At 63.1% G+C, this 22,548-nt stretch carries 32 protein-coding genes; 17 read left to right on the forward strand and 15 right to left on the reverse strand.

What is annotated here, in order from left to right:
* Positions 1 to 33 precede the first annotated feature (33 nt).
* Positions 34 to 480: a hypothetical protein gene (locus tag K2Y42_RS07010; RefSeq protein WP_291150369.1), complete on the forward strand. Its 447-nt coding sequence runs from the start codon at positions 34 to 36 to the stop codon at positions 478 to 480.
* A gap of 30 nt (positions 481 to 510) precedes the next feature.
* Positions 511 to 2,493: an AAA family ATPase gene (locus K2Y42_RS07015; protein ID WP_291150371.1), complete on the forward strand. Its 1,983-nt coding sequence runs from the start codon at positions 511 to 513 to the stop codon at positions 2,491 to 2,493.
* Positions 2,494 to 2,611: 118 nt separating this feature from the next.
* Here K2Y42_RS07015 and K2Y42_RS07020 read toward each other — a convergent pair whose 3' ends face one another.
* From K2Y42_RS07020 to K2Y42_RS07035, 4 genes are all read right to left on the reverse strand, one after another.
* On the reverse strand, positions 2,612 to 3,058 hold the full coding sequence (locus K2Y42_RS07020; protein ID WP_291150374.1) for a GNAT family N-acetyltransferase: 447 nt from the start codon (positions 3,056 to 3,058) through the stop codon (positions 2,612 to 2,614).
* Between the two features lie 569 nt (positions 3,059 to 3,627).
* Positions 3,628 to 4,275: a DUF2971 domain-containing protein gene (locus K2Y42_RS07025; RefSeq protein ID WP_291150376.1), complete on the reverse strand. Its 648-nt coding sequence runs from the start codon at positions 4,273 to 4,275 to the stop codon at positions 3,628 to 3,630.
* A gap of 281 nt (positions 4,276 to 4,556) precedes the next feature.
* Positions 4,557 to 4,760 carry a hypothetical protein gene (locus tag K2Y42_RS07030; RefSeq protein WP_291150378.1) on the reverse strand — a complete coding sequence of 68 codons (204 nt, stop codon included), beginning with the start codon at positions 4,758 to 4,760 and terminating at the stop codon, positions 4,557 to 4,559.
* A gap of 157 nt (positions 4,761 to 4,917) precedes the next feature.
* Positions 4,918 to 5,250 carry a DUF2322 family protein gene (locus K2Y42_RS07035; RefSeq protein WP_291150381.1) on the reverse strand — a complete coding sequence of 111 codons (333 nt, stop codon included), beginning with the start codon at positions 5,248 to 5,250 and terminating at the stop codon, positions 4,918 to 4,920.
* A gap of 304 nt (positions 5,251 to 5,554) precedes the next feature.
* On the opposite strand from K2Y42_RS07035, the gene K2Y42_RS07040 reads away from it, so the two are divergent.
* The 6 genes from K2Y42_RS07040 to K2Y42_RS07065 all read left to right on the forward strand — a co-directional run bounded on the left by K2Y42_RS07040 (position 5,555) and on the right by K2Y42_RS07065 (position 9,134).
* Positions 5,555 to 5,860, forward strand: coding sequence for a hypothetical protein (locus tag K2Y42_RS07040; protein WP_291150384.1), 306 nt, complete (start codon positions 5,555 to 5,557; stop codon positions 5,858 to 5,860).
* Between the two features lie 208 nt (positions 5,861 to 6,068).
* Complete coding sequence (locus K2Y42_RS07045; RefSeq protein ID WP_291150386.1) at positions 6,069 to 6,380, forward strand: hypothetical protein; 312 nt, start codon at positions 6,069 to 6,071, stop codon at positions 6,378 to 6,380.
* 23 nt (positions 6,381 to 6,403) lie between these two features.
* On the forward strand, positions 6,404 to 6,895 hold the full coding sequence (locus K2Y42_RS07050; RefSeq protein ID WP_291150388.1) for a cupin domain-containing protein: 492 nt from the start codon (positions 6,404 to 6,406) through the stop codon (positions 6,893 to 6,895).
* A gap of 101 nt (positions 6,896 to 6,996) precedes the next feature.
* A complete protein-coding gene (locus K2Y42_RS07055) occupies positions 6,997 to 7,314 on the forward strand; it encodes a hypothetical protein (protein WP_291150405.1) in 318 nt (105 codons plus the stop codon).
* A 79-nt stretch (positions 7,315 to 7,393) separates the two neighbouring features.
* A complete protein-coding gene (locus tag K2Y42_RS07060) occupies positions 7,394 to 7,801 on the forward strand; it encodes a hypothetical protein (protein ID WP_291150408.1) in 408 nt (135 codons plus the stop codon).
* A gap of 91 nt (positions 7,802 to 7,892) precedes the next feature.
* Positions 7,893 to 9,134 carry a hypothetical protein gene (locus tag K2Y42_RS07065; RefSeq protein ID WP_291150411.1) on the forward strand — a complete coding sequence of 414 codons (1,242 nt, stop codon included), beginning with the start codon at positions 7,893 to 7,895 and terminating at the stop codon, positions 9,132 to 9,134.
* 63 nt (positions 9,135 to 9,197) lie between these two features.
* Here K2Y42_RS07065 and K2Y42_RS07070 read toward each other — a convergent pair whose 3' ends face one another.
* Both K2Y42_RS07070 and K2Y42_RS07075 read right to left on the reverse strand, forming a co-directional pair.
* Complete coding sequence (locus tag K2Y42_RS07070; RefSeq protein ID WP_291150413.1) at positions 9,198 to 9,461, reverse strand: hypothetical protein; 264 nt, start codon at positions 9,459 to 9,461, stop codon at positions 9,198 to 9,200.
* Positions 9,462 to 9,659: 198 nt separating this feature from the next.
* A complete protein-coding gene (locus K2Y42_RS07075) occupies positions 9,660 to 9,824 on the reverse strand; it encodes a hypothetical protein (RefSeq protein ID WP_291150416.1) in 165 nt (54 codons plus the stop codon).
* A gap of 233 nt (positions 9,825 to 10,057) precedes the next feature.
* On the opposite strand from K2Y42_RS07075, the gene K2Y42_RS07080 reads away from it, so the two are divergent.
* A complete protein-coding gene (locus tag K2Y42_RS07080) occupies positions 10,058 to 10,204 on the forward strand; it encodes an aa3-type cytochrome c oxidase subunit IV (RefSeq protein ID WP_291150419.1) in 147 nt (48 codons plus the stop codon).
* Positions 10,205 to 10,475: 271 nt separating this feature from the next.
* Complete coding sequence (locus tag K2Y42_RS07085) at positions 10,476 to 10,784, forward strand: polyhydroxyalkanoic acid system family protein (RefSeq protein WP_291150422.1); 309 nt, start codon at positions 10,476 to 10,478, stop codon at positions 10,782 to 10,784.
* Between the two features lie 83 nt (positions 10,785 to 10,867).
* Here K2Y42_RS07085 and K2Y42_RS07090 read toward each other — a convergent pair whose 3' ends face one another.
* The 5 genes from K2Y42_RS07090 to K2Y42_RS07110 form a co-directional block, all read right to left on the reverse strand.
* Positions 10,868 to 11,152 carry a hypothetical protein gene (locus K2Y42_RS07090; protein ID WP_291150425.1) on the reverse strand — a complete coding sequence of 95 codons (285 nt, stop codon included), beginning with the start codon at positions 11,150 to 11,152 and terminating at the stop codon, positions 10,868 to 10,870.
* Between the two features lie 243 nt (positions 11,153 to 11,395).
* Positions 11,396 to 11,878, reverse strand: a complete 483-nt coding sequence (locus tag K2Y42_RS07095; RefSeq protein WP_291150428.1) for a hypothetical protein — start codon at positions 11,876 to 11,878, stop codon at positions 11,396 to 11,398.
* Positions 11,879 to 12,086: 208 nt separating this feature from the next.
* Complete coding sequence (locus K2Y42_RS07100) at positions 12,087 to 12,662, reverse strand: hypothetical protein (RefSeq protein ID WP_291150431.1); 576 nt, start codon at positions 12,660 to 12,662, stop codon at positions 12,087 to 12,089.
* Positions 12,663 to 12,778: 116 nt separating this feature from the next.
* On the reverse strand, positions 12,779 to 13,048 hold the full coding sequence (locus tag K2Y42_RS07105) for a hypothetical protein (RefSeq protein WP_291150433.1): 270 nt from the start codon (positions 13,046 to 13,048) through the stop codon (positions 12,779 to 12,781).
* 74 nt (positions 13,049 to 13,122) lie between these two features.
* A complete protein-coding gene (locus K2Y42_RS07110; RefSeq protein WP_291150436.1) occupies positions 13,123 to 13,944 on the reverse strand; it encodes a hypothetical protein in 822 nt (273 codons plus the stop codon).
* A gap of 230 nt (positions 13,945 to 14,174) precedes the next feature.
* Here K2Y42_RS07110 and K2Y42_RS07115 point away from each other — a divergent pair, with 230 nt between their 5' ends.
* The 5 genes from K2Y42_RS07115 to K2Y42_RS07135 all read left to right on the forward strand — a co-directional run bounded on the left by K2Y42_RS07115 (position 14,175) and on the right by K2Y42_RS07135 (position 16,985).
* Entirely contained in the window at positions 14,175 to 14,522 is a 348-nt protein-coding gene (locus tag K2Y42_RS07115) for a hypothetical protein (RefSeq protein ID WP_291150439.1), read from the forward strand.
* Between the two features lie 109 nt (positions 14,523 to 14,631).
* A complete protein-coding gene (locus K2Y42_RS07120) occupies positions 14,632 to 15,063 on the forward strand; it encodes a pyridoxamine 5'-phosphate oxidase family protein (RefSeq protein WP_291150442.1) in 432 nt (143 codons plus the stop codon).
* A 241-nt stretch (positions 15,064 to 15,304) separates the two neighbouring features.
* Complete coding sequence (locus K2Y42_RS07125) at positions 15,305 to 15,589, forward strand: hypothetical protein (RefSeq protein ID WP_291150445.1); 285 nt, start codon at positions 15,305 to 15,307, stop codon at positions 15,587 to 15,589.
* A gap of 21 nt (positions 15,590 to 15,610) precedes the next feature.
* Positions 15,611 to 16,069, forward strand: a complete 459-nt coding sequence (locus K2Y42_RS07130) for an FKBP-type peptidyl-prolyl cis-trans isomerase (RefSeq protein ID WP_291150447.1) — start codon at positions 15,611 to 15,613, stop codon at positions 16,067 to 16,069.
* Positions 16,070 to 16,190: 121 nt separating this feature from the next.
* Entirely contained in the window at positions 16,191 to 16,985 is a 795-nt protein-coding gene (locus tag K2Y42_RS07135; RefSeq protein ID WP_291150449.1) for a potassium channel family protein, read from the forward strand.
* Between the two features lie 12 nt (positions 16,986 to 16,997).
* Here the strand turns inward: K2Y42_RS07135 and K2Y42_RS07140 are convergent, their stop codons facing one another.
* On the reverse strand, positions 16,998 to 17,279 hold the full coding sequence (locus K2Y42_RS07140) for a hypothetical protein (RefSeq protein ID WP_291150451.1): 282 nt from the start codon (positions 17,277 to 17,279) through the stop codon (positions 16,998 to 17,000).
* A 196-nt stretch (positions 17,280 to 17,475) separates the two neighbouring features.
* Between K2Y42_RS07140 and K2Y42_RS07145 the strand changes: the two genes are divergently transcribed.
* Positions 17,476 to 18,276, forward strand: coding sequence for a DUF2147 domain-containing protein (locus K2Y42_RS07145; protein WP_291150454.1), 801 nt, complete (start codon positions 17,476 to 17,478; stop codon positions 18,274 to 18,276).
* 36 nt (positions 18,277 to 18,312) lie between these two features.
* On the opposite strand, the gene K2Y42_RS07150 is transcribed toward K2Y42_RS07145, so the two are convergent.
* The 3 genes from K2Y42_RS07150 to K2Y42_RS07160 form a co-directional block, all read right to left on the reverse strand.
* Positions 18,313 to 19,860 carry an MFS transporter gene (locus K2Y42_RS07150; protein ID WP_291150457.1) on the reverse strand — a complete coding sequence of 516 codons (1,548 nt, stop codon included), beginning with the start codon at positions 19,858 to 19,860 and terminating at the stop codon, positions 18,313 to 18,315.
* A gap of 131 nt (positions 19,861 to 19,991) precedes the next feature.
* Positions 19,992 to 21,074, reverse strand: coding sequence for a TonB family protein (locus K2Y42_RS07155; protein WP_291150458.1), 1,083 nt, complete (start codon positions 21,072 to 21,074; stop codon positions 19,992 to 19,994).
* A 47-nt stretch (positions 21,075 to 21,121) separates the two neighbouring features.
* Positions 21,122 to 21,592 (reverse strand): hypothetical protein, encoded by a 471-nt coding sequence (locus tag K2Y42_RS07160; protein ID WP_291150460.1) that lies wholly within the window; start codon positions 21,590 to 21,592, stop codon positions 21,122 to 21,124.
* Positions 21,593 to 21,636: 44 nt separating this feature from the next.
* On the opposite strand from K2Y42_RS07160, the gene K2Y42_RS07165 reads away from it, so the two are divergent.
* Positions 21,637 to 22,521: a DUF72 domain-containing protein gene (locus K2Y42_RS07165; protein ID WP_291150461.1), complete on the forward strand. Its 885-nt coding sequence runs from the start codon at positions 21,637 to 21,639 to the stop codon at positions 22,519 to 22,521.
* Positions 22,522 to 22,548: the final 27 nt, after the last annotated feature.

Genomic DNA, 22,548 nt, shown 5'->3' on the forward strand with positions numbered 1-22,548 from the left:
GTGCGCGGAGCCACTTTGCGAAGGAGGCACCGAATGCGTGTTCCTATAAGGACGCTGGTCGTTTTTATCTTCGCGGCAAGTGGCATCACACCGACAGAAGCAAATCCAGTTAGCTTTTTTACAAAATTGTTCACCACCGCTACCAAATCGGCTCCTAAAGCTGCGCCCTCCATACCGAAAGCCGGAACAGCTATTGTAGCCGGCGAAGCCACTATCGATGACGCCTTAAAGGGAGCATCACGCCTAGACAGTGGTGCCCCACTGAACCCAATTGATGACACCGCAACGGCCACCAAGACGGAAGAGGCTAGTAGGGATTCATTTGCGACAAAAGCCGCCAAGAAAGTCGCGGAGGACGCTCTTCAGGAAAGCGCAGAGAACCTGCTGGAAAACGCTGGCCGTTCGAACTCTGATGACCACGGCGGCGACAAAACCCCGGATGCTGATACGCCCTGGATCACAGAGATACGCCGCGATTAGGTATCCAACCAACGGAGACCTTTCTACTCAATGGAATTGATTCGAGCACACATCACCAACTTCCGCTCGGCCGAAAACTCCGACGAGTTCCGCGTTGACTACGTCACCTGCCTAGTCGGCAAAAACGAGGCGGGCAAAAGCACGATCTTAGCAGCTCTGGCGGCGCTGAACCCCCACCCCGCGACACCTATGGTGTTCGACAAGGAGAGGGATTATCCGCGGCGTTTTCTGACGGAGTACGCCAGCCGGCATCCCAAGGGCGAAGCAGTGACCATCAAGACCACGTGGGAACTGACGGATGACGAGGTTGCAGAAGTTGAGGATGAACTTGGCAAAGGCGTCCTCAAGTCTCGCGAGGTCCAGATAAGCCGAACCTATGGAGCAAAGGCTCCCTCGTGGGAGGTTCCCCTGAATCTCCACAAGGCGTTTGAGAACCTGTTTGAGCAGTTCAAGTTGGGAGCTCCAGAGCGGGCGCAGATCAAGGCTGCCGGGACTTCAAACGAACTGGTTGAAATTCTCAGCAAGCTTGAAAGCCCAACCGACAAGCAGAAAGCACTTCTGGAAAAGCTCAAGTCGTTTGGCTCCATTACGGGGAAGGCTATTGCCCTTCTCCAACCGTACCTGCCACGGTTCATGTATTTCTCAAACTATGACCGCATGGAGGGCGCTGTCTCGATCGATAACCTCCAACAACTGCGCGCAAACAACCAGCTGAACGAGGACCGCTACCGCGGCCTCCGGCTGTTCGAGGAATTCCTCGATTATGCCGGTGTGCCGCTGAGCGAAATTTTGAAGGTCAACACCTACGAGACTTTCAATGCAAAGCTACAGGCCGCCTCGAACAACATCACCGACCAAATCCTGGAATACTGGACCCAGAACCCGGACCTTAACGTTCAAGTGAAGATTGAGCCCGCTAAACCGGGCGATCCTGCACCCTTAAACCAAGGCATGGTGGCGAGGGCACGCATCTACAATCATCTGCACCGCGTGGACACACCCTTCTCGGAGCGCAGTGCCGGCTTTGTGTGGTTCTTTTCGTTCCTCGTCAAATTCGCGCAGGTGAAAGATGAGAATGTACCCGTCGTCCTCCTCTTGGATGAGCCTGGCCTGAGCCTTCACGGCAAGGCCCAAGCTGACCTCCTCCGATTTTTCGATGAGAAGTTGGCACCCCACCACCAAATTATCTATTCCACCCATTCACCGTTCATGGTGGCCCCCGACAAGCTCCTTGCCGCACGAGTCGTTGAAGATCAGGTGGAGCAGAAAGGACAACGCCGGGTGCCTCTTGGCACCAAGGTGCGCGAGGATGTCCTCACGCGCGACCCCGACACACTTTTCCCACTACAAGGCGCTCTCGGTTACGAGATTACGCAGACACTTTTCATCGGGAAGCACACGCTGCTGGTGGAGGGCCCCGGTGACATTATCTACCTGAAGGCGCTGTCATCTGCGCTCGGCAAAGCGAAAAGGAGCCAGCTTGATCCTCGCTGGACTCTATGCCCCGCGGGTGGCATCGGGAACGTGCGATCATTCATGGCCCTGTTCTGCGGCAACAAGCTCGATGTGGCGGTCCTGACCGATTATGCCCAGGGCCAAAAGGGCCAGATTGAGAAACTTCGTTCCTCCGACATTCTCAAGGCTGGCCGTGTCCTCACCATCGAGACGTTCACTGGGAAGGCAGAGTCCGACATCGAGGACCTGTTCGAGCCCGCGCTCTATGCTGACCTTTTGAACAGCACATACGATTTGAAGGGCAAGACACAAGCCACGGCGCAGAAGCTGGATACGGCCGATACGTCAACCGTAAGGCTGGTCAAGAAGGCGGAAGCTTACTTCCGCACGGAGGTGCCCGTGTCGGCGGCGGAGTTTGACCACTATGCACCGGCAGAGTGGCTGATGCTCAATCCTTCCTTTTTGAGTGCTTCTCGTGCAGGCGTGCCAGAGACCCTCGATAGGACCGAAGCTCTGTTCAAGGCTTTAAATGCATTTCTGAACACTACGGATCATTAGAGCAGGGCACTTCGAAGCGCGCGCGAGCACCCGCTTCGAAGTGCGGCGCGTAACGAAACCCAAGTAAGCCACTTCCCCTGCCGGCTGCCCGATGCCTGCTGCCCACCCCTCTCCGCCGCTACGATCCGTTCAACGTCCAGACCCAGATCGGCCCATCCTGGGGATGTTCGACCGAACCCGTGTGCGTGAAACCGCAATTGCGCAGCACCTGACACGACGGCCCGTCTTGCGGCAGCGTATGGGCGGTGATGACCACATCCGGCTTCGCACCCTGCGCGATGCCGACGAGCGCCTTCGCCGCCTGCCGCGCATAGCCGTGTCCCTCGTGCTCCGGAAACGTGTAGTAAGCGATCTCCACCACATCGCCATCCGGCGGCGCGACGAAACCACAAGTGCCAACGTTGGTTCCGTCGTCGAACGTCAGGTAGCAAAGCCAAGGCGCGAAGCTGCCCCGCGCCTTGTAGTTGTCGAGCGTGCCCGTGATGACGGGCGCGGCGTGTTCGCTCAGACCAACCGCGCTGTCGATCGTCCCGTCGGGCTGGATGGCAATGAGTGTAAGGGCCATTCGCTTCCTCTTCGTGGCGTGCGGGCTGAAGTGTGCCATCGCAGTGTAGCGAATAACCGCCCCGACTGCCGACTGCCCACTCCCGACTGCCTCACTCCCTACAAAATCTTATCCCCGCCCCACATTCCTCCGCATACGCTCGCCCCATCCCGCTCATCCGGGGGCCGGCGCGAGCTGGGCGTTTGGTGAGCGGGAGCTGCGCCTCCCTCAAGACTGGTACCATCAGCTAGGCCGGAGAAGGTGCGGAGTGGTTGTCCCGGTTTGATGGCCGGAGCACCAACGGATGCACGGTGGATGTTCGGGCATTCGGCTTCGTATCGGAGGAGGTTGCGTCATTGCGGGGCCCGTCACTTGGGCATCGGTTCGCGGTGGCGTGAGCGGCGGCGGGGCGGCATGGCCGCATCCCTCCCAGATTACGGCCTACCGCTCCGCTCCCCGGAGTTTCCAAGTCTCGACCGCTCTTTGATCCCACCCGAACACAAAACACCGCTGCATAGCGCCCAGCGGTTATCCTCTCGCGGCCATCCCCGATCGCCGTTGCTTGCGCGAACGCCGCGCGCAGCCTCTGGTCACCGGTCTCCGCTGAAATCCAGATCGGGCTTTGCCGCCTTCTTCCAGCGCTCGTTGTCCACGAGGGTCGATCGGTAGATCTTGAGCGTCTTGCATCCCTCGATCTCTTTAAGCGTTTCCTTCACGGATGTGACGAGCGCCGCCGGCATCCAGGGGCTCAAGGTGATGCGAGAGATTGACGAGAGCGACGGCAGCCGCAGATGATGGAATTCAGCCGTCGTCTCGTGGCTGACGTAGAGAAGCCGGTACTCCTGCTCATCCTGATAGGGAGACCGCTTCAGGAACGGCAAATCGTCGTCTTCGATGGGCGCCGCGCGGACGTCGTTGATTTCCCTGTAGTCCACCTCGCGCGCCCTGACGGAAGGCTCGTGCCTGATCACGCTGCGCAGCTTGGCCTTGTCGAACTCGATGCACACGCCGTCGCTGCCCGAGGAGAACACGCGCCAATGATGGTAGGTCTCCGAGGCCTCGGCAAAGCACAAGGCGAGCACGGAGCTGGCACCGGTCCGTTCCTTGTAGCGCGCCATGTAAAACGCGTCGTTGCGATCGTCCCAGGAGGCCGGGTTCAGCAGCGTCAGGCATCGGTTGCGGAGAATGTGCAGCGTGGCGGCAAGGTTCGTATATCGCCTGAGTGTCGCCTTGCGCATGCGTCGGTCCTTCTAATTTAACGCGCCGCGAACGATGCCGGCAGCGTCAATGCTGCAAGAAGGCAAGATCCGAACACGGCACCAGCGAGCACCCAGCCCCGCTGGTCTCTCTCAGCTCTTCAACCCCTTGATGCGCAGCTCACGAAGCATTTTTGGGCTCACGACGGAGCCCACACGCCGCGCGACGGGATGCACGCTCTACATCCTCGACGCGCCGACCACCAGCCTCGATTTTCCCGACCTCACGAAGGGCCGATATGTCCTGAGTGGAGATATCGTCGTCAGTCAACAACACCCACCGGAGCAGACTTTTCGAACCGGGTCGCTTCGCCGCTCCAGACAAATCCAATCACGGCGACGGTCAGAAAAACCGCCCAGGCGATCAGCGTGTGCGAGGGTTTAAACCTGGAGAGCGTAGCTTTGCGGCGCTGCCTTTGGTCGTCGGCGCGCCTCTGAGATAAATCCACGATCTTAGGATCGTCCATCCTGCGCCTCGCTAAGCCTCGATTCCCTGTCCAACCCAGCATCGGCGTTTGCTAAATGCCGATCAAGAGGACTGGAGACTGCCGGTTTCAGACTTCTCGCACACACCAACCGCCGCACTTCGAAGCTCGCGCGACGGCCACCCCGACTACCTGCTGTTTACGCCGCCGCGACGATCTGAACGCTCAGCGGAGCAGCACCGCCAACGATGTCCAGCAGGCGGTCGATATTCGGATGCGCGCCTGGGCGGTTCTTCGCATCTGCCGTGTGCTCTGCGAACACGTCGAGACCATGCGTTGCAGCTTCAGCATTGAGCGTCCCAAAGACGCGCTGAAGGTATTGATAAACGGCGAGTGATCCCTGCTTGCCCGGCTGGTTCTCAATGGTCGCAACAACGGCGCCGCTTGCGTCGATCAGGTTGATCCCGGCCAGCCCCTCGATCGACGGCAGCAGTTTCAGGTTGTCCTTGAACGACGCGGTGGGCTGGATCATGAGCAGTCCTCTGAATTGGGCCTAAAAGTCGGCTTGCATCTAACAGGTTCAACTCGCCGTCGCCACAGCACCTCGCCAATGCGCCACGCCCGAACTCGACTGCCTACTACTGCCGACTGCCGACTGCCCACTGCCCACTTCCTCACGCCCCATCTTCTCCACTCGCTTACCAATTTCCACCCGCACGCTTGAAATACGCAGGCACACGGCGTTGAGTGGGGTGGAGTGGCCAGGAACCCTTGCGCTCGGGGTTCCCGCGCGCGCCCGCGCATCCAGCCTCCAAGAGCGCCCAAGGAGCGCCCGCATGGCCAAGCGCCTGATTTCGAAGCTGACGGCCCTCGCCGCGGTGGTTTGTGTCGCCGGCCTGACCATCCAGATCGCCACCGCCCAGATCGCGGCAGCGGGCGAAACAGCAGCCCCCGCCTCTCCCAAGGATGATCCCGCAGCCCAACAGCCCCAGCGCTACCCTGAGACTCCGGCCGAAGTGGCCGAATGCGTGAAGACCTGGGACAAGGACACGGGGATGAGCCAGGCGGAATACGAAGCGGCCTGCAAGCGCACGCTGAAGTACTACCCCGAGAAGGTCGACACGCCCCCCGCCAAGCCCTGATCGCGCGCCGAGCTCTAGCGGCCACACACGCGACTTGCATCGCCGTCTTCGCCGTCAACGCCAGCGAGCCTTCGACGGCCGCGCTCGCGTGCGCTAAAGTGCGCCTCGAAAAGCGGACCCCGATTTTTCGATCAGAAGCACCACAAGAAGCCCGACAAACAACGCCTCGCCGTCCGCAGTCCAGCACAACGAGTCAGGAGAGCTGCCCGTGCGCATCTCGTTCGCCGCCGCGATCACCGCCGTAGCCGTATTGTTCGCAAGCCACCTCGCAAGCCCAGCCTCCGCCGACGCGCTCGCCGAGTGCAAGGACTTCTTCGCCAAATTCGAAAAGTGCGCCGACGGCCTCGCGGGCGAACAACAGGAAGAGGCGCGCGTTTACATCAAAACCTTGCGCAGCACGCTCGGAATGAACGACGCGCTCAACCAGGGCGACCCGATGCTCACCGGCATGATGTGCTCGCTCACGATCAAGGAGATGAAGAAGGAGCCGGACATCCAGAAGTACAATTGCGCCTGGTAATCACCTTGGAGAACCCGCCCCCGATGACGAAGCCCATCATCAACCTCGATGAGATCACCGACTTCGACGACGTGGAGGAAAACGGAATCTATACGTCAAGCCGCGCTCTGTTCAGCGCATCCATAGGCGCCAAGAAACTTGGCTACAATCTCACCGTCCTGCCGCCCGGCAAGGTGCAATGCCCGTTCCACTCGCACCGCGGCGAGGAGGAGATGTTCCTGATCCTCGAAGGAGAAGGCGAGCTGCGCTTCGGCGACAAGCGCTATCCCATCCGCACGCACGACGTCATCGCCTGCCCCACGGGCGGGCCGGAGGTCGCCCACCAGATCATCAACACAGGAACGACGACGATGCGCTACCTCGCGCTCTCGAACCTCGTCGACGTGGAGATCTGTGAATACCCGGACTCGGGCAAGGTCGGGGCCGTTGCCGGCCGCCCAGGCGAGCGCGGCTTCCGCAAGATCTTCCGCGCCGAAAACATCTTCGACTACTATGACAGGGAACCTAACGAGTAGGCGTTTCTGCGCGGCGACGCTTTTCCGTTGCGCAATCGCGCCGATTTTCTAACATCGGCTGGACGTGGTGCGCACAAGGCTCAACCCAAGAGGTGACCGCAATGCCCAACCAGCCGACGCTCGACCTCGAGGATTTCCCGGCCGGCCCACAAGAGAGCCAACACTGGCTCCATCATGACGGGCGCACGTACTTCCTTTGGCCCGCGCGCGACCGGAAAACCAACGACGTGATTCAGGTGGAGGTCGAGGTCACGCACATCAGCGCCGAGAACGTCGCAGAACAGCTTCGCCCCAGCCGCCGCTCGATCGAGCTCGCCGCCCGCGAGCTTTATCACGCGGGCAAAAAATCCATCCGCATCCTGCGGCCGGATACCTATTGGATCCAGCCCGGCGCCAACACCGTGCCTGACGGCGGCTGAACCGTCCGAAGCGCGCCGCACGGAACCAATCTCCGCCTCTCGCATTGCAAAAAGAAACCAGCGAGAGGAGACACACCCCATGCGCCTTCACACCATGCGCGTCCTTGCGTCTGTAATGGTCATAGCCCTCACCCCGGCCGTGGCGTTAGCCGAGGCAGACAAAGCTGCCGAGGGCAGCGTGAAAATCGGCAAGCCCGCGGGCGTGAAACTCGCCAAGGCCGAATGCGAAGCCGCCTGGAAGAAAGCCAATCCTTCCAACAAGCCGACCATCGGTGCGGGTCAGGCGATCCCGTTCGTGGTTGACGTGAAAGCGGCCAACAGCAACGGCGACGCGGGCATCGACCAGATAGAATTTCTCGCCGCTTGCGACAAGGGTTTGATGAAGGACGCCAACGCAGCCAGCACCGGCGGCGCCAGCACGGGCGCCGGCGCGGGCACGGAAGGCGCAGGCCCCGCAGCGCCCCCTGCACCCGCGGCGCCCCACTAACAGCTCAGCCCCACTAACAGCTCACCCGCGAAAACTCGCGTGCGGCAACCGCAGGGCTGACGGCCTTGACGGTTGCCGCTATCGTCGCGCCATGGTTCGAAATCCCCGACTGAAACGAAGCAGTCCGGCGCGCGCGCATCCCTTCGCGATCGCCCTCGCAGTCATTGCTCCGTGGCTGATCGGCCTCGGCGCAATCGATATCCCGTCCGCACGAGCCGGACAGCCCGCGACCACGCCACTCACGCCGCCGCAGCCCAAGCCCGCGCAGCGCAGGCCCGCGCAGCCCAAGCTCACCAAAAGCCAGGCGGCGGCCGTTGCGGCCTACGACAAAGCCCTCATCGCATTCAAAAAAATCCTGGCTGAACGGCGCGCGCAGATCGAGGCCCTGAAATCGCCCGTGAAAGCTCCCGCGCAAAAGCGCGCGAAAAAGCCGAAGGCACTTCCGAACCTGCCGGGACAGGCGATCTACCTCGCCCGCCTCAAGGTTATGAGCACCTACGCTGACCTCACGGACGCTCTCCCCTCTCGCATCGGCCGGCCGAATGCCTACGGCGTCCCGCCCGCCTTCTTCGAGGCCGGCATCGAGCCACTGATCGAGGAGTATGCGGAGCTGTTTCGCATCATGCAGGCCCCGCCCGCGTTCGCGCAAAGCTCGGACGCGCCGCTGCGCGATGTGGTCCAGCTCGGCATGGCGATTGCGCGGGCCAAGGGCGCCGACGATGCGGCCGCGGAACGTGCGGGCCTCATCGCGCTTGGCATTTTCTTCGCCGAGACGAATGCGCGCCAGAACATCGGCAACGCGCGCTCGAACACCTACAAAGGAAGCCTGCAGACCGGCCCGAGCGAAGACCACAACGGGCGCAGAAAATGGGCCGCGATCAAAAAGAAAATCGCAAAGCTTGATCCCGCCCTTGCCGCGCGCGATGACGCAGAAGAAGCACGCGCCGCCGGCATCGACCAGCGCTTCAACCATTGGACCGCCGTGCGCAACGGCCTTATGAACGCACACGCGGACCTGCTCGGCGACATTCCGGCGATAGCAGCCATGATGCCCGACGAAATCGATCAGATGAAACTGTTCCAGCTCATCCAGATCATCCCGACGCCGACACGGGCGGCTCTTAAATCGGGCAATGTCGCCACCTACGAGATTTCCGATCGGCGTGTGATGGGCTTCCTGCGCAACAACAGCATCTTCACGTTCGGCAAGGCGGACCGGGCCCGCACGTCCGCGACCTATCGGGAAATTCTCGACGCGATGTGGCTGTTCAATTCAAAATTTGAGAAGGCACGCGCGCGGTTCGCGGCCATCAAGCGCGGCGCGGCCGAATAGCCGGGCGGCGGCTCACCCCGCCAGGGACGCACACCGTCGAAACCGGCACAGCGGAAAGCGCCCTCAGGCGTCGGGCTCCGCGTCGTGCCCAGCCCGGTACGTTTCGAGATCCACGACGTTGCTGCCGGGCCCGTTCACTTCGGAAAAATGCGTCACCTTGTTGGCGTCGCACACGTACACCCACTTCCAGTCGAACAGCTCGTCATCGCGGAGATAGCCGAGCACCGCACCCTTCTTGGTGCGCCAGAACAGCTGGGGTGGCAGCTCCGTGCCCTCCTTCAGCCAGTTCGGCTCGATATACTCGTCGACAGGCTTCCAGTGGATCATGGCGTTTCCTTCCGAGGCGAACGAAACAAGCTCACCCCGGCATACGGCCGAATGGAGACAGCCGCCCGAGATTTCCGATGCAGCAAAACCGCTCTGGTGACGCAGGCCAGCAGAGGGCCACAAGGCCGCCGAGACCGGCGAAGGGGGCGGCGAAAAACGTCTGCCCCACCGCAGGCAAAAAAGACGGCGCCGTCGCGCTTACTTCTTCGCGCCGGGCTTGTTCTTGTCCTGCTTCGGCTTGCGCTTTTCCTTGTTGCTCTTCTGAACGCCCCTGGCCATCGCGCCAATCCTTCTCGGTTGAAACAGGCATCGCGGCTTCACATCCGCACGACGGCCGTTGGCCAGCGTCGCGACGACGAGCACGCGCGCGACTCATATAGCACGCCGCGCCTCGGACCGATGCCATAGACCTGCGATCCGCCGCGATCCGACCCCTCAAAAATGCGCGGCCACGATCCGGGCCAGAGCCTGGCCCCGGCAGCCGGACGAGGCGCTAGCGCATCACATTTGCCCCGATGCCCTTGCAAAACCGCCGGGCCGCGCCACGTCTAGCCCACGGGGCAAATACTGAGGGTTCATGCCGGTGGAGATATCCCATGGCGACCGTTCCCGTTGGCTACAGCGATCAAGACACGGATTACCAGGCTCACGTCGCAACCTACCACGCGTTCCTGCGCGGTGTGCGCGCGGCGGTCGGCGCCCTCGCGCTGCTCCTCATTCTGATGGCGTATTTTCTCGTCTAGCGATTTCGCGCGCGCCTAAGATTTGGAGGCTGCAATTGCACGCTTCACCGGGAGAGGCTTCGCCTTTTACCCGCGCGGGGGGCGACGCGTTGCGGCTCCCTGCCGGCCGCTCGCGATGCGCGGCCCACGCTCAGCCCCCGAATCCACCTTCTAGCTGATGTCAGAATTCGGCGCGGGCACACCGCGAAATCCAGCCTGCGCGTAAAACGCGGCTGGCGGCGCGAGGCGCCGATGCTTATCTATGGGCTATCACTGCCGCTTCGAGGCCAGAATGTCGAAACCACTCGTCGTCTCCGTCTCCCACACCCTCGGCAAGGAAGAGGCAACGCGCCGTCTCAAATCCGGCCTCGCGAAGGCCACGGCCTCGCTGCCGATGTTCTCGCTCGACGAGGAAGTCTGGACCGGCGACACGATGAGCTTCCGGCTGAAGGCGATGGGACAAGAGGCGTTCGGCAACGTAGCCGTCGCCGAGAACGACGTGCGCATTGAGGTCACGCTGCCCTGGCTGCTGCAGCGTTTTGGCGAGATGATCCAGGACGGCATCAAATCGAAAAGCCAAATCCTTCTCGAGAAGAAGTGAGCTCTTCCCGAAAGAACTAAGCGCTTCCCGAAAAGCCTCGGGGCGCGGAATGCGAACGGCACCCGCCGTAGCACCCCGCGCGATTATGCCGGCAGCACCGAGCGGATCTGCGTCTCGTACTGCTTCAGCGCTTCGAGCGCGCGCTGCTTCATGGCCGGGTCGCGCTCGCCGTCCGTCTCGGCCGGAAAGTTCTCGATCGCGGTCCGGGCTTCGGCCAGCAGCTTGGTCGCGGAATTCCAGGGGTTGAGCTCGCGCTTCAGGTTGGCCTGCAGGAGCTGGGTGAGAATGACCCCGGTCGCCAGCGCCAGCCCGGAAAGCTCGGCCACCTCACGCTTGAGCTGGCTGATCTCGTCGGTCTTGTCCGTCATGCCGTGGAACTCCGTTTCGTGTGGTTTCTTATGCGCATCGTAGACCACGATCACGACGAACCGTACAGATCCAAACGCAAGCGGATGGGGCCGCGAATTCGCGGCAGGCCCAGTCCCCGGTAGCGCCATACCCCGTGGCGGGGGCACCCGCAGGGCTCACAGCCCGAACGAGGGCGCATCCCGGCACCCGAGCCCGGATCCACTCGAAACACGCAGATTGGACAGGAGCGCTAGGCCTCGTGCCTAATCGCAGGGCACCGTCACCGTGGCCCCGGCCGTGGCGGAGAACTTCTTGCAGCCGCCCGGCTCCCCGGCCTTCGGCGCACGGGCCGGCGGATCCTGATCGGCCAACGCGGCCGTCGAGGTATCGGTCGCGGACTCGGTGTCCGTCTGCCGCTCAACCGGCGTTGTCTTGCCCGTATCCGTTTCCGGCTGGGTCGCGGTGGCCGTCTCGTTGCCTGCGTCGGGCGCCTTGGCCTCTGGCGCGTCTTTGGCCGCTGGCGGCCGCTTGGCGACTCGCTTCTGCGACGGCCGCGCCCCGTACTCCTGGGAGGGCACCCGCTTCGGCTTGGCCACCCGGTTCGGCTTCGCCTTCTGCGCCCCCGGAACCGGTGTGTTGACCACCTCGGGCACGTAGTTGCAGGAAATGCAGGCTTCAGCCGCCGACGCGAGCAATGTCGCGCCGGAAATCACAGCGATGGCGATGGCAAGGGCGGATCGGGTCACGCGGGCCTCCGACGATGAAACGTGGGTCTGCTCGTGGTGTCGAACATCGTTCTCCCGACGAAGCGATTGTCTCATTTGCGCGCCCTCCGCGCAATGAAGATCAAGGGCCCTTTGGATCAATAAAACCGGCATTTCCGGCTCGATGACGCCAACAGCGTTCACGGGGAGGAGGCCCATGTATAGGGCCCGCCCCCATGAAGCCTGTCGGCTACTGCGCCTGGGCGCCCCGCGCCTTCAGGCCGAGAGCGCCGTCCCACGTGAGAACAGCCCCGACGAACAGCATGAAAAAGCCCGACGCAAAGCCGGACCAGTCACCTTCTGCGATGCCGAATGCAAAGCCACCCGCCGCCAGAAGCAGCGAGAAGAGGCCGAGCCCGAGACAAACGCGATGCGTCCAAGGGGCCCGCACAGCACGCCCGCCGCGGAACCAGTCTCCGACACTCGGCCCAGGTCCCGGCATCGGCTCCAGACCGCGCGACATGCGCGATTGGAGTGTGACGATCACGCCGAGCCCCGCCGCGAATGCGCTACCGGCAATCAGCCATGCCAGCAGTGGGGTGCCCTGCAACGGCGTCAGCAAGCGCAACGCAACGGCACCGAACGAGCCGCCGAACACGAGCGAGCCGATCATGAGCCAGCGCATCGACCGGCGCATGCTGGCCTCTCGCTCAGCAGGCAACAGATAGCCGCGCCCCATCAGACCGAACGGGTAGAAAATCGTCTCGCCGCGCTCGCCTTTGTGAAAGAGTTGATCGACGTAAAGCCCATCGAAAATGTTGCTCACGGTCTCCTCCTGCAAAAATGCCGGCATCGCACCGGCGCAAGGAAGCGACGATGCAATGCCGGCAATGAGAAGTCTGTTCCCGCCGGATCAGAGACACGGGCGTAGGCCTCACCCGGCTACTTGCCGAGCGCCGCCTCGATTTCCTTCGCGGTCGCATCCGCGTCCGTAAGCTTGCCGTCGGCGCACTGGCCTTCGAGCTTGCTGACCAGCTCGTCGACCTTCACTGCGTCGGCCTCGGCCAGCTTCTTGCTCGCAGCCAGCTCGGCGAGTTCAAAGGCCGTCTTGTTGCACGCATCCTGATCGGCGGGCGGCGCGGCCGCTGCGGGCAAGAACGATACGGCGAGAACCGCCGCGACGGCGAACGCTGTTTTCGTTGGGGTCGTCATGAACGAATGTCCTTCTGAATTAGCTTTCGAGTGAGGCCATAGGGCCCATCAACAGGTTCGGGACAGCTCCGCGCTTACCACCGCGGACGGCCGCCGCCAGGACCGGGGCCACCAGGACCACCGGGACCACCGCTTTCCAGCGCCAGCACGCACACGCGCGAGCCGCGCTTCAGGCTGATGGAGGGCAGATATTCAAGATCGATGCGCTCGATGACACGGCGCCGGCCGTCGAGATCGATGGGACGGGTTTCGGCACCTGCCGGAATGACGGAGCGCACATCGAGCACCTGCGTCGAGCCATCACCGAAGACCACGCGCATTTTCTGCAGCCGCAGCTTCGATTCGGAAACCTGCAGCTTCACGGCCCGGAACGCGCCTTCGCGCCGCCCGACCCTGATCGTGTCCTTCGAATCGAGGAAGCCGACGCGCTGGCAGCCGAGCTCGGCCCAGGCGGCAGGCTCAGGCGGTCCGCGACGGCCCCGCTCTCCAAAGAAATCGATTTTCACCGGACCAGCCGCCCGGTAGGCGACCTCGATGCGCTGAATGAATTGTCCGCGGCCGGGCAGATCGATCGGACGCGACCGCATCCCGGCCTTCAGCACATCGCGCACACGGATCTGATCGGCCTCGCCGTTGGAATAGATCACCTTCAGCTCTTCGATCTGCACATCGCCGCCGGCCACGGTGAAGGCGATGGTCTGAAAGCGGCCTTCGCGCCGTCCGACTTCGATGATGTCGCGCTCGAGGCGCGTTCCGATCTGAGCCGATCCGAGCAGCTCCCACTCGTTGCGATTGTCGGGCCGCCAATCGTCGCGGCCGCGTTGCGCCTCGGCCGAAGCAAGCGGAACGAGACAGGCGAGCGCTGCTGCGAGGGCGAAGACGAATTTACTTGGCATGTCGTGCTCCTGGAATTTCCCGGCGGCATCCGGGCCCGGCCTTGGGGGGTGCGGCCTGCATCAGCTCGGTATGCTGAACGTCGAGTACCAGCACATTGGGCCGGAACAGTGACAAGCAGGCCGCTGGGCGGCCTCTCCGGGCGCCGCCAGGGCCGCGCCATCCGCACAAATCATTCGAATTGTCGTGGAGCGGTGCTAGCATTCGCCCAGGGACAGGGGAGTCGATACCAATGAATGCAATTATCGATCAGATCGTGAGCTTTCTGAAGCAGGGCATCACGGCCATTTTCAGCTTCTTCGAGCTGATCTGGAATTGGTCGTTCGGCCAGATGTTTGCGATTTTTCAATCGGATTGGCAGTCGCTCCCGATTTGGAAAATCGCCGTCCTTGCGGTCGTCGTCATCGCCATCGTGTACGTGCTCTACAAGGCCATCATCCAGCTCTGGAAGGCGGCTGAGCAGATCCTCAAGGCATTCATCGGCCTTCTCAGCGTACTGGTGACGATTTTGCCGTTCATCCTGATAGCGGGCCTGATCGCGGCCGCCGGCAGCTGGGTGATCCAGAACATCAACTTCTAGGCGCAAGCGGCAGTGCGGGGACCGGTGGCGGGCACAGTGGTGGTCGCCGCGGGAACCGCGCGCGCCTGCATTCCGTTGTGTCACGAGTGATCGCAATCGGAGTGCCGCTATGACGAAAACCCTCAAGGATCTGGCCGACGACCTGCGCGGCATCGACATTTGCATGCTCGCTACGCGGACCGATGACGGCCAGATTACCAGCCGGCCGATGAGCAACAACGGCGACGCCGAATACGACGGCGACTCGTTCTATTTCACACGCGCCACCTCGCGCGTCGTGCATGAAATTCAGAGCGACCCGAAAGTCTCCCTCGCCTTTTCGACCGCCCCGGGACTTTTGACCGGAGCAGGACTCTATATCTGCGTAGAAGGCGAGGCGGAGGTGATCCGCGACAAGGCCCGATTTGAAGCGCATTGGTCGCCCGACCTCGACATCTGGTTTGATCAGGGCATCGACACGCCCGGCGTTGTCATGCTGAAAGTCCATGCCGAGAAGATCAGATATTGGGCAGGTGCGGACCAAGGCCAAATCGTGGTCTGATCAGCGCGAATCACGCGGCGACGCTACGCGCCCATTCGCTTTGATTTGAAGCGGTCCGAGCCTGTCAGCGCACCCGTCAAGATCCAAATGCATGGGCAGCGATGCCAGCAACGCGCCTGTTTGCGGCTGTCACCCGCACGCATCATTATCTCCCCGCTCCTGTCTCAGATCTCCACCCGCCAGCGGAGATGTGCTATCCACTCGCACACGCCATCCGCGTCATCTTCGAGAGGGAATTGCCATGAACCGCTTGCTCATGATTGCGCCGCTTGCAGTCGGCCTCGTTGCCACCAGTGCGCATGCAGAAGTCAACGACGCGGTCCGCAACGCATGCCGCGCGGACTATCACAAGCACTGCGAAAATCTCGAGGTCGGCAGCCCAGAGCTGCGCGCCTGCATGAAATCGAAGGCGACTGAGCTGTCGCAGGGATGCCTGCAGGCCCTCGTCGACAATAAAGAGGTGACGGAAGCCGACGTCGACGCCTACATCAAGGAAATGGACGCAAAACGTAAAGCCGCCCAGTAAAGCGACATCCCAAGGATAAGCATGATCTCACTCGCAAACATCTCCCGCGCTGCAGCCGTTGCGGCGCTCTCTCTCGTTGTGTCAGTAGCAGTGACCCCGACCACGCCGGCGGCCGCACAGGATCAAGGAGCCCCCGTGGCAGACTCAGGACTAAAAATCACCGATACCGTCGTCGGCACCGGCGCAACGCCGAAGACCGGCCAGACGTGTGTCATGCACTACACCGGCTGGCTGTACGAAGACGGCGCCAAGGGCCAGAAGTTCGACAGCTCCGTCGATCGCGGCCAGCCATTCGAATTCAGCATCGGCACCGGCCAGGTCATCAAGGGATGGGATGAAGGCGTCGCCACGATGAAGGTCGGCGGCAAGCGCACGCTCGTCATCCCGGCTTCCCTCGGCTACGGCGCGCGCGGCGCCGGCGGCGTCATTCCGCCGAACGCAACGCTGATTTTCGACGTGGAGCTGTTGGGCGTAAAGTAACGCCCGAAGCAACGCGACCCGGCAAAGCGACGACGCACCATGGTGATGTCGCCCACGCGGCCCGGCCCTTCACGGGGCCGGGCCGAATTGCAACGAGATGCAGAATCGGGTTTCAAGGAACATGGCAACAGCGGCGTCACGCGAAACAGGGTTACTCGCCACGCTGCGCCACTACTATGAATCCGGCACGCCTGAAGGCCACCGCTTCCGCTACGCCTTGCTCGCATTCGATCTCTTGACGGTGGCGTTCATCGTCGCGACGTCGTTTCTGCCGCGCACATCGACAATCGTGGCAATCGATTACGTTCTCGGCCTGCTGCTGCTGGCCGATCTCACCGCCCGCCTGTCGATTGCGCGCAATCGCTGGCGCGAGCTCGCCCATCCCGCCACCTGGGCCGATACAGCCGCCATCATTTCGTTTCTGGCCCCGCTGCTCGGCGGCGCCGGTGGATTTCTCCGCATCCTCCGCACGGTGCGCCTGCTGCACACCTATCAGCTTCTCGCGCGCCTGCGCGCCGACAGCCCATGGTTCCGCCGGCACGAGGAGGTGATCCTCGCCACCGTCCATCTCGGCGTGTTCCTGTTCTGCATGTCCGCGATCGTCTACGAGACCCAGCGCCTCACGAACCCGCAGATCGCCAACTATGCCGACGCGCTGTACTTCACCGTGACGGCGCTGACGACCACCGGCTTCGGCGACATCACGCTGCCGGGCACCACCGGCCGCCTGATCTCGGTCGTGATCATGATCCTCGGCGTGACGCTGTTCTTGAACCTTGTCCGCACGCTGCTGCAGCCGTCGAAGGTTCGATTTCGCTGCCCTCAATGCGCGCTTCTGAAACACGATCTGGACGCCGTGCACTGCAAGGCCTGCGGCCACGCGCTCGACATCCCGAACGATGGCAACACGTTCTAGGCAGCGCGCCGGTCAATCTTTCGACGGGCGCTTTTTCTTGTAGCGATAAGCACGATTGTCCCGCGCGCTGAGCTTACGGCAGAAGTCGCTATTCGTGCCGCTGAGGCAGCCGTAGCGCTCGAGCAATTCGGCGTCACGCTCGCTGACCGGCCCGCCCGCGCGCGCATTCGCCCGCGCCGCCTCGAGCTCCCAATAGGAATCCGCTAAGGCGGGCGCCGCCCCAAACAAGGCGAGAGCCGCCCCGAACGAGCCCCATGCGGCCAGGCCAAACGCCAGTAATCCGGTCCGTTTCATCGTCAGGTCTCCATCCTCACGCGAGCATGTACGCATTTGCGCCCCGGCATCAAGGCCGCCGTGCGCGCCGCCCGCCCACCCCCTCCGGAAACGAGGACAGAGGGGTGTTCCGTGCGGAATAGCTGGCTCAGCCGGCGGACGGCAAAGTCCCCCTCAAGGAAGCCTGCATCTGTTTTTTTAAAAGGGATCCACCGCCATGCTGAACACCCGCGCACTGTCGCTCGCCGTCGTCGCCGGAGCATCGCTCTGGTCCGCATCCGCGAACGCCGCCTCCGACGCCACCGGCCTCTGGTTCGACCACAACGGCCGCGGCGCCGTCGAAATCGCCCCCTGCGGCAGCGGCAATGGCCTCTGCGGCTATGTCGTTCACGTCACCGACGCAAAGAACACCAAGCGCTGCGGCATGCAGATCCTTGGCAACGTCACGGAGAGCGGCGGTGGTTGGATTTACAGCCCCGATCGCGGCAAGAAATACAGCGTCGAGCTGACCCGCCTGTCTGACGATAAGTTGCAGGTCATCGGCAACGCCGGATCATTCTTCAGCAAAACCTACACCTGGAAGCGAGCGCCCGATGATGTCGCGCGCTGCGGCGAAACCTCGGCCGCGGCACCGTCAAAGCCGGCCGAAGTCAAGAAGGCTGAAGTCGCCCCAGAACCCGCCGCCGTAGAACAGCGCGAGAAGGTCGCCGCGGAGAAGCCCTCCAAGACGCGCGCCCTCGGCCAAGGTAACGCAACGAGCGCATCGATGGCGCTGATGGCTGCTCCCAAGCGCCGTCAGCAAGAAGTCGAAGTCGCAGCCGCCCCGGAAGCCGTCGAGCCCGCAAAGCCCGCCGTCGTCGAAGAAACCGCGCCTGCCCCGAAGGCGGAAAAGACCGCAGCCCCGGCGAAGGAAGAAGCCGCTGTCGAACGCACCGAGGAGAGCTTCGAGCCTGAGCGCAAGTGCAAGTACAAGATCCCTTACGTCGGTCGTGTCATTTCGGTCCCTTGCCGCGACTGACGAACGGCAGGTGACGGTGGGCTGCTTACCCCACCGTCACCTCTTCACGCTTTTGAGAATGGTCGCCGCGACGATCGCCGCAAACAATGCCGTAACCGCCGAAACACCCGCCGCGATTTCGAACGCCTTCACGAACGCCTCGCGCGACGTTTCCATCAGGCGCGCACCCGCCTCGCCGCCGATCTGGCCCGCAACCTCGATGGCCCCGCCCAGCGTATCCTGCGCAGCGTCCATATGCTCCGGCGCCAATCCCGACGGCATCCCCTCTGCCATGACGCTCCGATAGACGGCGGTCACGACGCTGCCGAGCACCGCGATGCCGAGCGCGCCGCCGAACTCGAAACTCGTCTCCGAAATCGACGACGCCTCGCCCGCCCGCTCGGGCGGCGCTTCCGCCATGACCATATCGGTCGTGATGGCGCCGATCGGAGAGAGTCCGAGGCAGAAAATGATCATGCCGGCAAACATCGGCCACGCGCCGGTCACGCCGTGAAGCTGCGTGATGAGCAGAAAACCCACCGCCGAGATCAGGAAGCCTGATGCGATCACGCGATGCGGCGGAAACCGCTGCGCGAGCCAGGGCGCAGCCATCGAGCCTACCGCGAACACCACGCCGGACGGCGCGGTCCAGATGCCCGCCTCCAGCGGTCCCATGCCGAGCACGAGCTGGAGATACTGGGCGATGAAGAGAAACGTGCCGAAGATCACGAACAGCGAAAGGATGTTGGTGAGCAGCGCCGCATTGAAACCGCGCACCTTGAAGAGGCCCACGTCGATAAGCGGATGAACCAGCTTGACCTGCCGCCGGAAAAACAGCACGCCGACGACGAGGCCAATGCCGATCGCGCTGGCCGGAACGACGCCCCAGCCCGCCTCCGCCGTCCATTTCATGCCGAAGATGATGGCGAGCACGGCCACGAGCGATTGAGCCGCGCTCAGCAAATCCATCGGCGCGGCGTTCGGATCGCGAAACTCGGGCAGCAACAGCGGACCGACTGCAAGCAGCAGCAGCATGATCGGCACGTTGATGATGAACACGGCGCCCCACCAGTAGTGGGCCAGGATCGCGCCGCCGACCAGCGGACCAACCGCAGCACCTGCCGAAAAGCACGCCACCCACACACCGATTGCAAAGGCGCGCTCCCCGGGATCGTGAAACATGTTCCGGATCAGCGACAGCGTCGAAGGCGCCAGCGTCGCGGCTGCCAGACCCTGCAGCGCGCGCGCCACGATCAGCATTTCCGAACTCGTCGAGAACGCCGCCAAGAGCGACGTCAGCCCGAACGCAGCCGCGCCGATCAGAAGCAGCCGGCGCCGTCCGATACGGTCTCCGAGCGTGCCCATCGTGATGAGCGTGCCGGCCACCATGAACCCGTAGATGTCGACGATCCACAGCAGCGCCGACGAGCTCGGCTTCAGCGCCGAGGCAATCTGCGGCACCGCGAGGTGCAGCACCGTGAGATCCATCGAATAGAGAATGCACGGCAGCGCCAGCACCGCGAGACCGATCCAGTCCCGCCGCGTCGCCTTCGCATCTGTCGAACCTGGGAGGCCGTTTTGGCCGGCGTTTTCACTTCCGTGCATCGAGGTCTCCGGCCGCGCATCGTCGCGCGACGCCGGAATGGCACATCCGGTCCATTAAGGAAAGGAGCGGCATCGCGCCCACTGGGGAAGCGCCTGAGATCAGTCGCCTGCGCTTCTTTGACCCGCGCGCCTCAGCGATAGACGTAGCGGATCGTGAACGTGCGGTCGGCGAGTGTCGACTTGTAGGGCGGCAACGGAAAGTACGTCTGCTTCGTTGCGAACACGACGCTCTCGTCGAGCGTCCCGCGCCCGGACGGCTGCAACACGGTCACGTTCTGAAGGTCGCCATTCTCGTTCAGGATGAGGCGCACCACGACGCTGCCGAACACGCCGCGCGGAGGCGGCATGGTTCCGCGCAGCGCGAGAACCACCGCGCGGCCGAATTCATCGTTTTCACCTGACCGCGTAATGCCGGGCGGGCGCGTCGCCGCGGCAGAGCGCCCGGGCGGGGCGTTCGCGAGTTCCTTCTCCGACGGAGGCCGCACATCGAGCGCCGCCGTCTTTTTCTTGGCAGGCTCTGGTCGCTTCTCGTCCTTGGGCTTGGCCTCCTCCTTGGGCTTAGGCTCCTGTTTAGGCTTGGCCTCCTGCGTGGCGTCCGGCGCAGGTTTCGGAGGCGGTGCTTCTTCCGCCTTGTCGCTCGGCATCGGCACCGTCGCGAGGTCCGGCAGCTCGGACTCGAAATCCTGGAGCGTGGGCTTTGCCGCCTCGGTCGATTTCGACTCCGGTTTGGCGACCTCAGGCGGTGGCGTCTCGGGCTTCGGCACCTCGGCCTTGGGCTCCGGAGGTTTGGGCTCGGGAGGTTTCGGCTCCGGCGGCTTCGGCGTTTCAGGCGGCGGCGCAGGTTCGGGCGGAACCGGCTTCGGCTCCGCTACGGGCGGCGTAGGCTCCGGCGGCGCAGGTTCTGCGACCGGCTCAGGCGGCGGCGTTTGGGGTTGCGGCGGCGGCGATGGCGCGACGGGCGAGGCGCCCGGTGGCGGCAGCGCAAAAGCTTCGCGGCTCTTGAGATCGGCCGCACTGACGAGATCGACCGCGATCGCATCGGGCTGTCCGGCGGGATTGCCGACGGCGCGCGGAACCGCGCGGCCGATCTGGATCAGAAAGGCAGCGTGAAGAAGGATGGCCACGATGAGCGCAGACCTGAAAGCCCGCTGCCCGGTATCGAGCGGCGGAACGAGGCGCTCCGTGAGCCCTACGGTGTCGTCGGTTGCGTCCATCCTGCCATGGGATCGTGAATGCGCCCGGACAATACGGCTGAGCCACTCTACGGCACATACCGCATCGCATCACAAACTTCATCCAAACAGAGAGCAGAGCCGTGCACCTGGAGGTGCGTATCCCCGCAAAAATAGATCGCGACGGCCACCACCCACCAGATCAGCAGACACCCTAGAAACGCCTTCAAGAAGGCCGAAACAAAGGCCGCCGAGATTAACGGCCGGCGCGCGACGACAAAGTTGGCGAGCGCGAGCGCCGCAAGCACAGTCACCGCCAGCCCGCCCGCGACCTCATCGAGATCCCGCAGCGCCAGGATGCTGCCGAGCACGGCGAAGAACGACACGATCGCGGTACGAAGCATCGGCGGGGCGTGCGCGATACTCTCGGGGGTCGCTTCCCTGAACCGGACGGCCACCACCGCCAAAAGCGAAAGGGTTGCAGAAACAATCAGTTCAAGGTGGTATGCCGCCAGGACAGATGACAACTTGCTCGACCCGCCCGATGAATTGAACGTCAAATACGCACAGACCACAGATCAACATTACGCACAAAGGACCAGTCATGTCAGCGGCAAATGTTCGAACCGGCATCGGCGGCTGGACCTTCGAGCCGTGGCGCGGAACGTTCTATCCGGACAAGCTCCCCCAGGCGAAAGAGCTCGAGTTCGCAAGCCGCGCCCTTCGCACGATCGAGATCAACGGCACGTACTACCGCTCACAAACCCCTGCGACCTACGCCAAGTGGGCCGAGGCCGTGCCGGACGGTTTTGTTTTTTCACTGAAGGGCCCGCGCTTTGCCACCAACCGGCGGATCCTGGCGGAAGCTGGCGAGTCCATTTCGCGCTTCCTCGATTCAGGCCCCACGATGCTGGGCGACCACCTCGGCCCCATGCTCTGGCAGTTCGCGCCGACGAAAAAGTTCGACGCCGCGGATTTCGGCGCCTTCCTCGCGCTGCTGCCGAAAACCTTCGACGGCCGAAAGCTGCGCCACGTTGTCGAGGTGCGCCACCCGACCTTCCAATGCCCAGAGTTTGTTGCCCTGCTCCGCGAGTTCGAGATCCCGGTCGTCTATGCCGACCACCCCGAGTATCCGGCCATCGCCGACGTCACCGGCGATTTCGTCTACGCGCGTCTCCAGAAAGGCGAGGACGACATTCCGACCGGCTACGCGCCGAAGGACATCGCAGCCTGGGCCAAGGCCGCGGCGACGTGGGCTGAGGGCGGCGCGCCGGAAAAGACCGCCGCCGACGTCGTGGCTCCGCCTTCCAAGGCGGTCAAAGCCAAGCCGCGCGACGTTTTCGTCTATTTCATCAGCGGCGGAAAAATCCGCGCGCCCGCCGCCGCACAGGCCCTCGCTGAGGCGCTCGGAACACCCACACCGACAGCCGCAACCGGCGTCGCGAAACCGGCCAAGGCTGCCGTGAAGACGGCCAAACGGAAGACGTAATCGCAGAGCCGCGACGAGAGGGGAGCG

The sequence above is a fragment of the Hyphomicrobium sp. genome (assembly GCF_019744875.1).
Classification (GTDB): domain Bacteria; phylum Pseudomonadota; class Alphaproteobacteria; order Rhizobiales; family Hyphomicrobiaceae; genus Hyphomicrobium_C.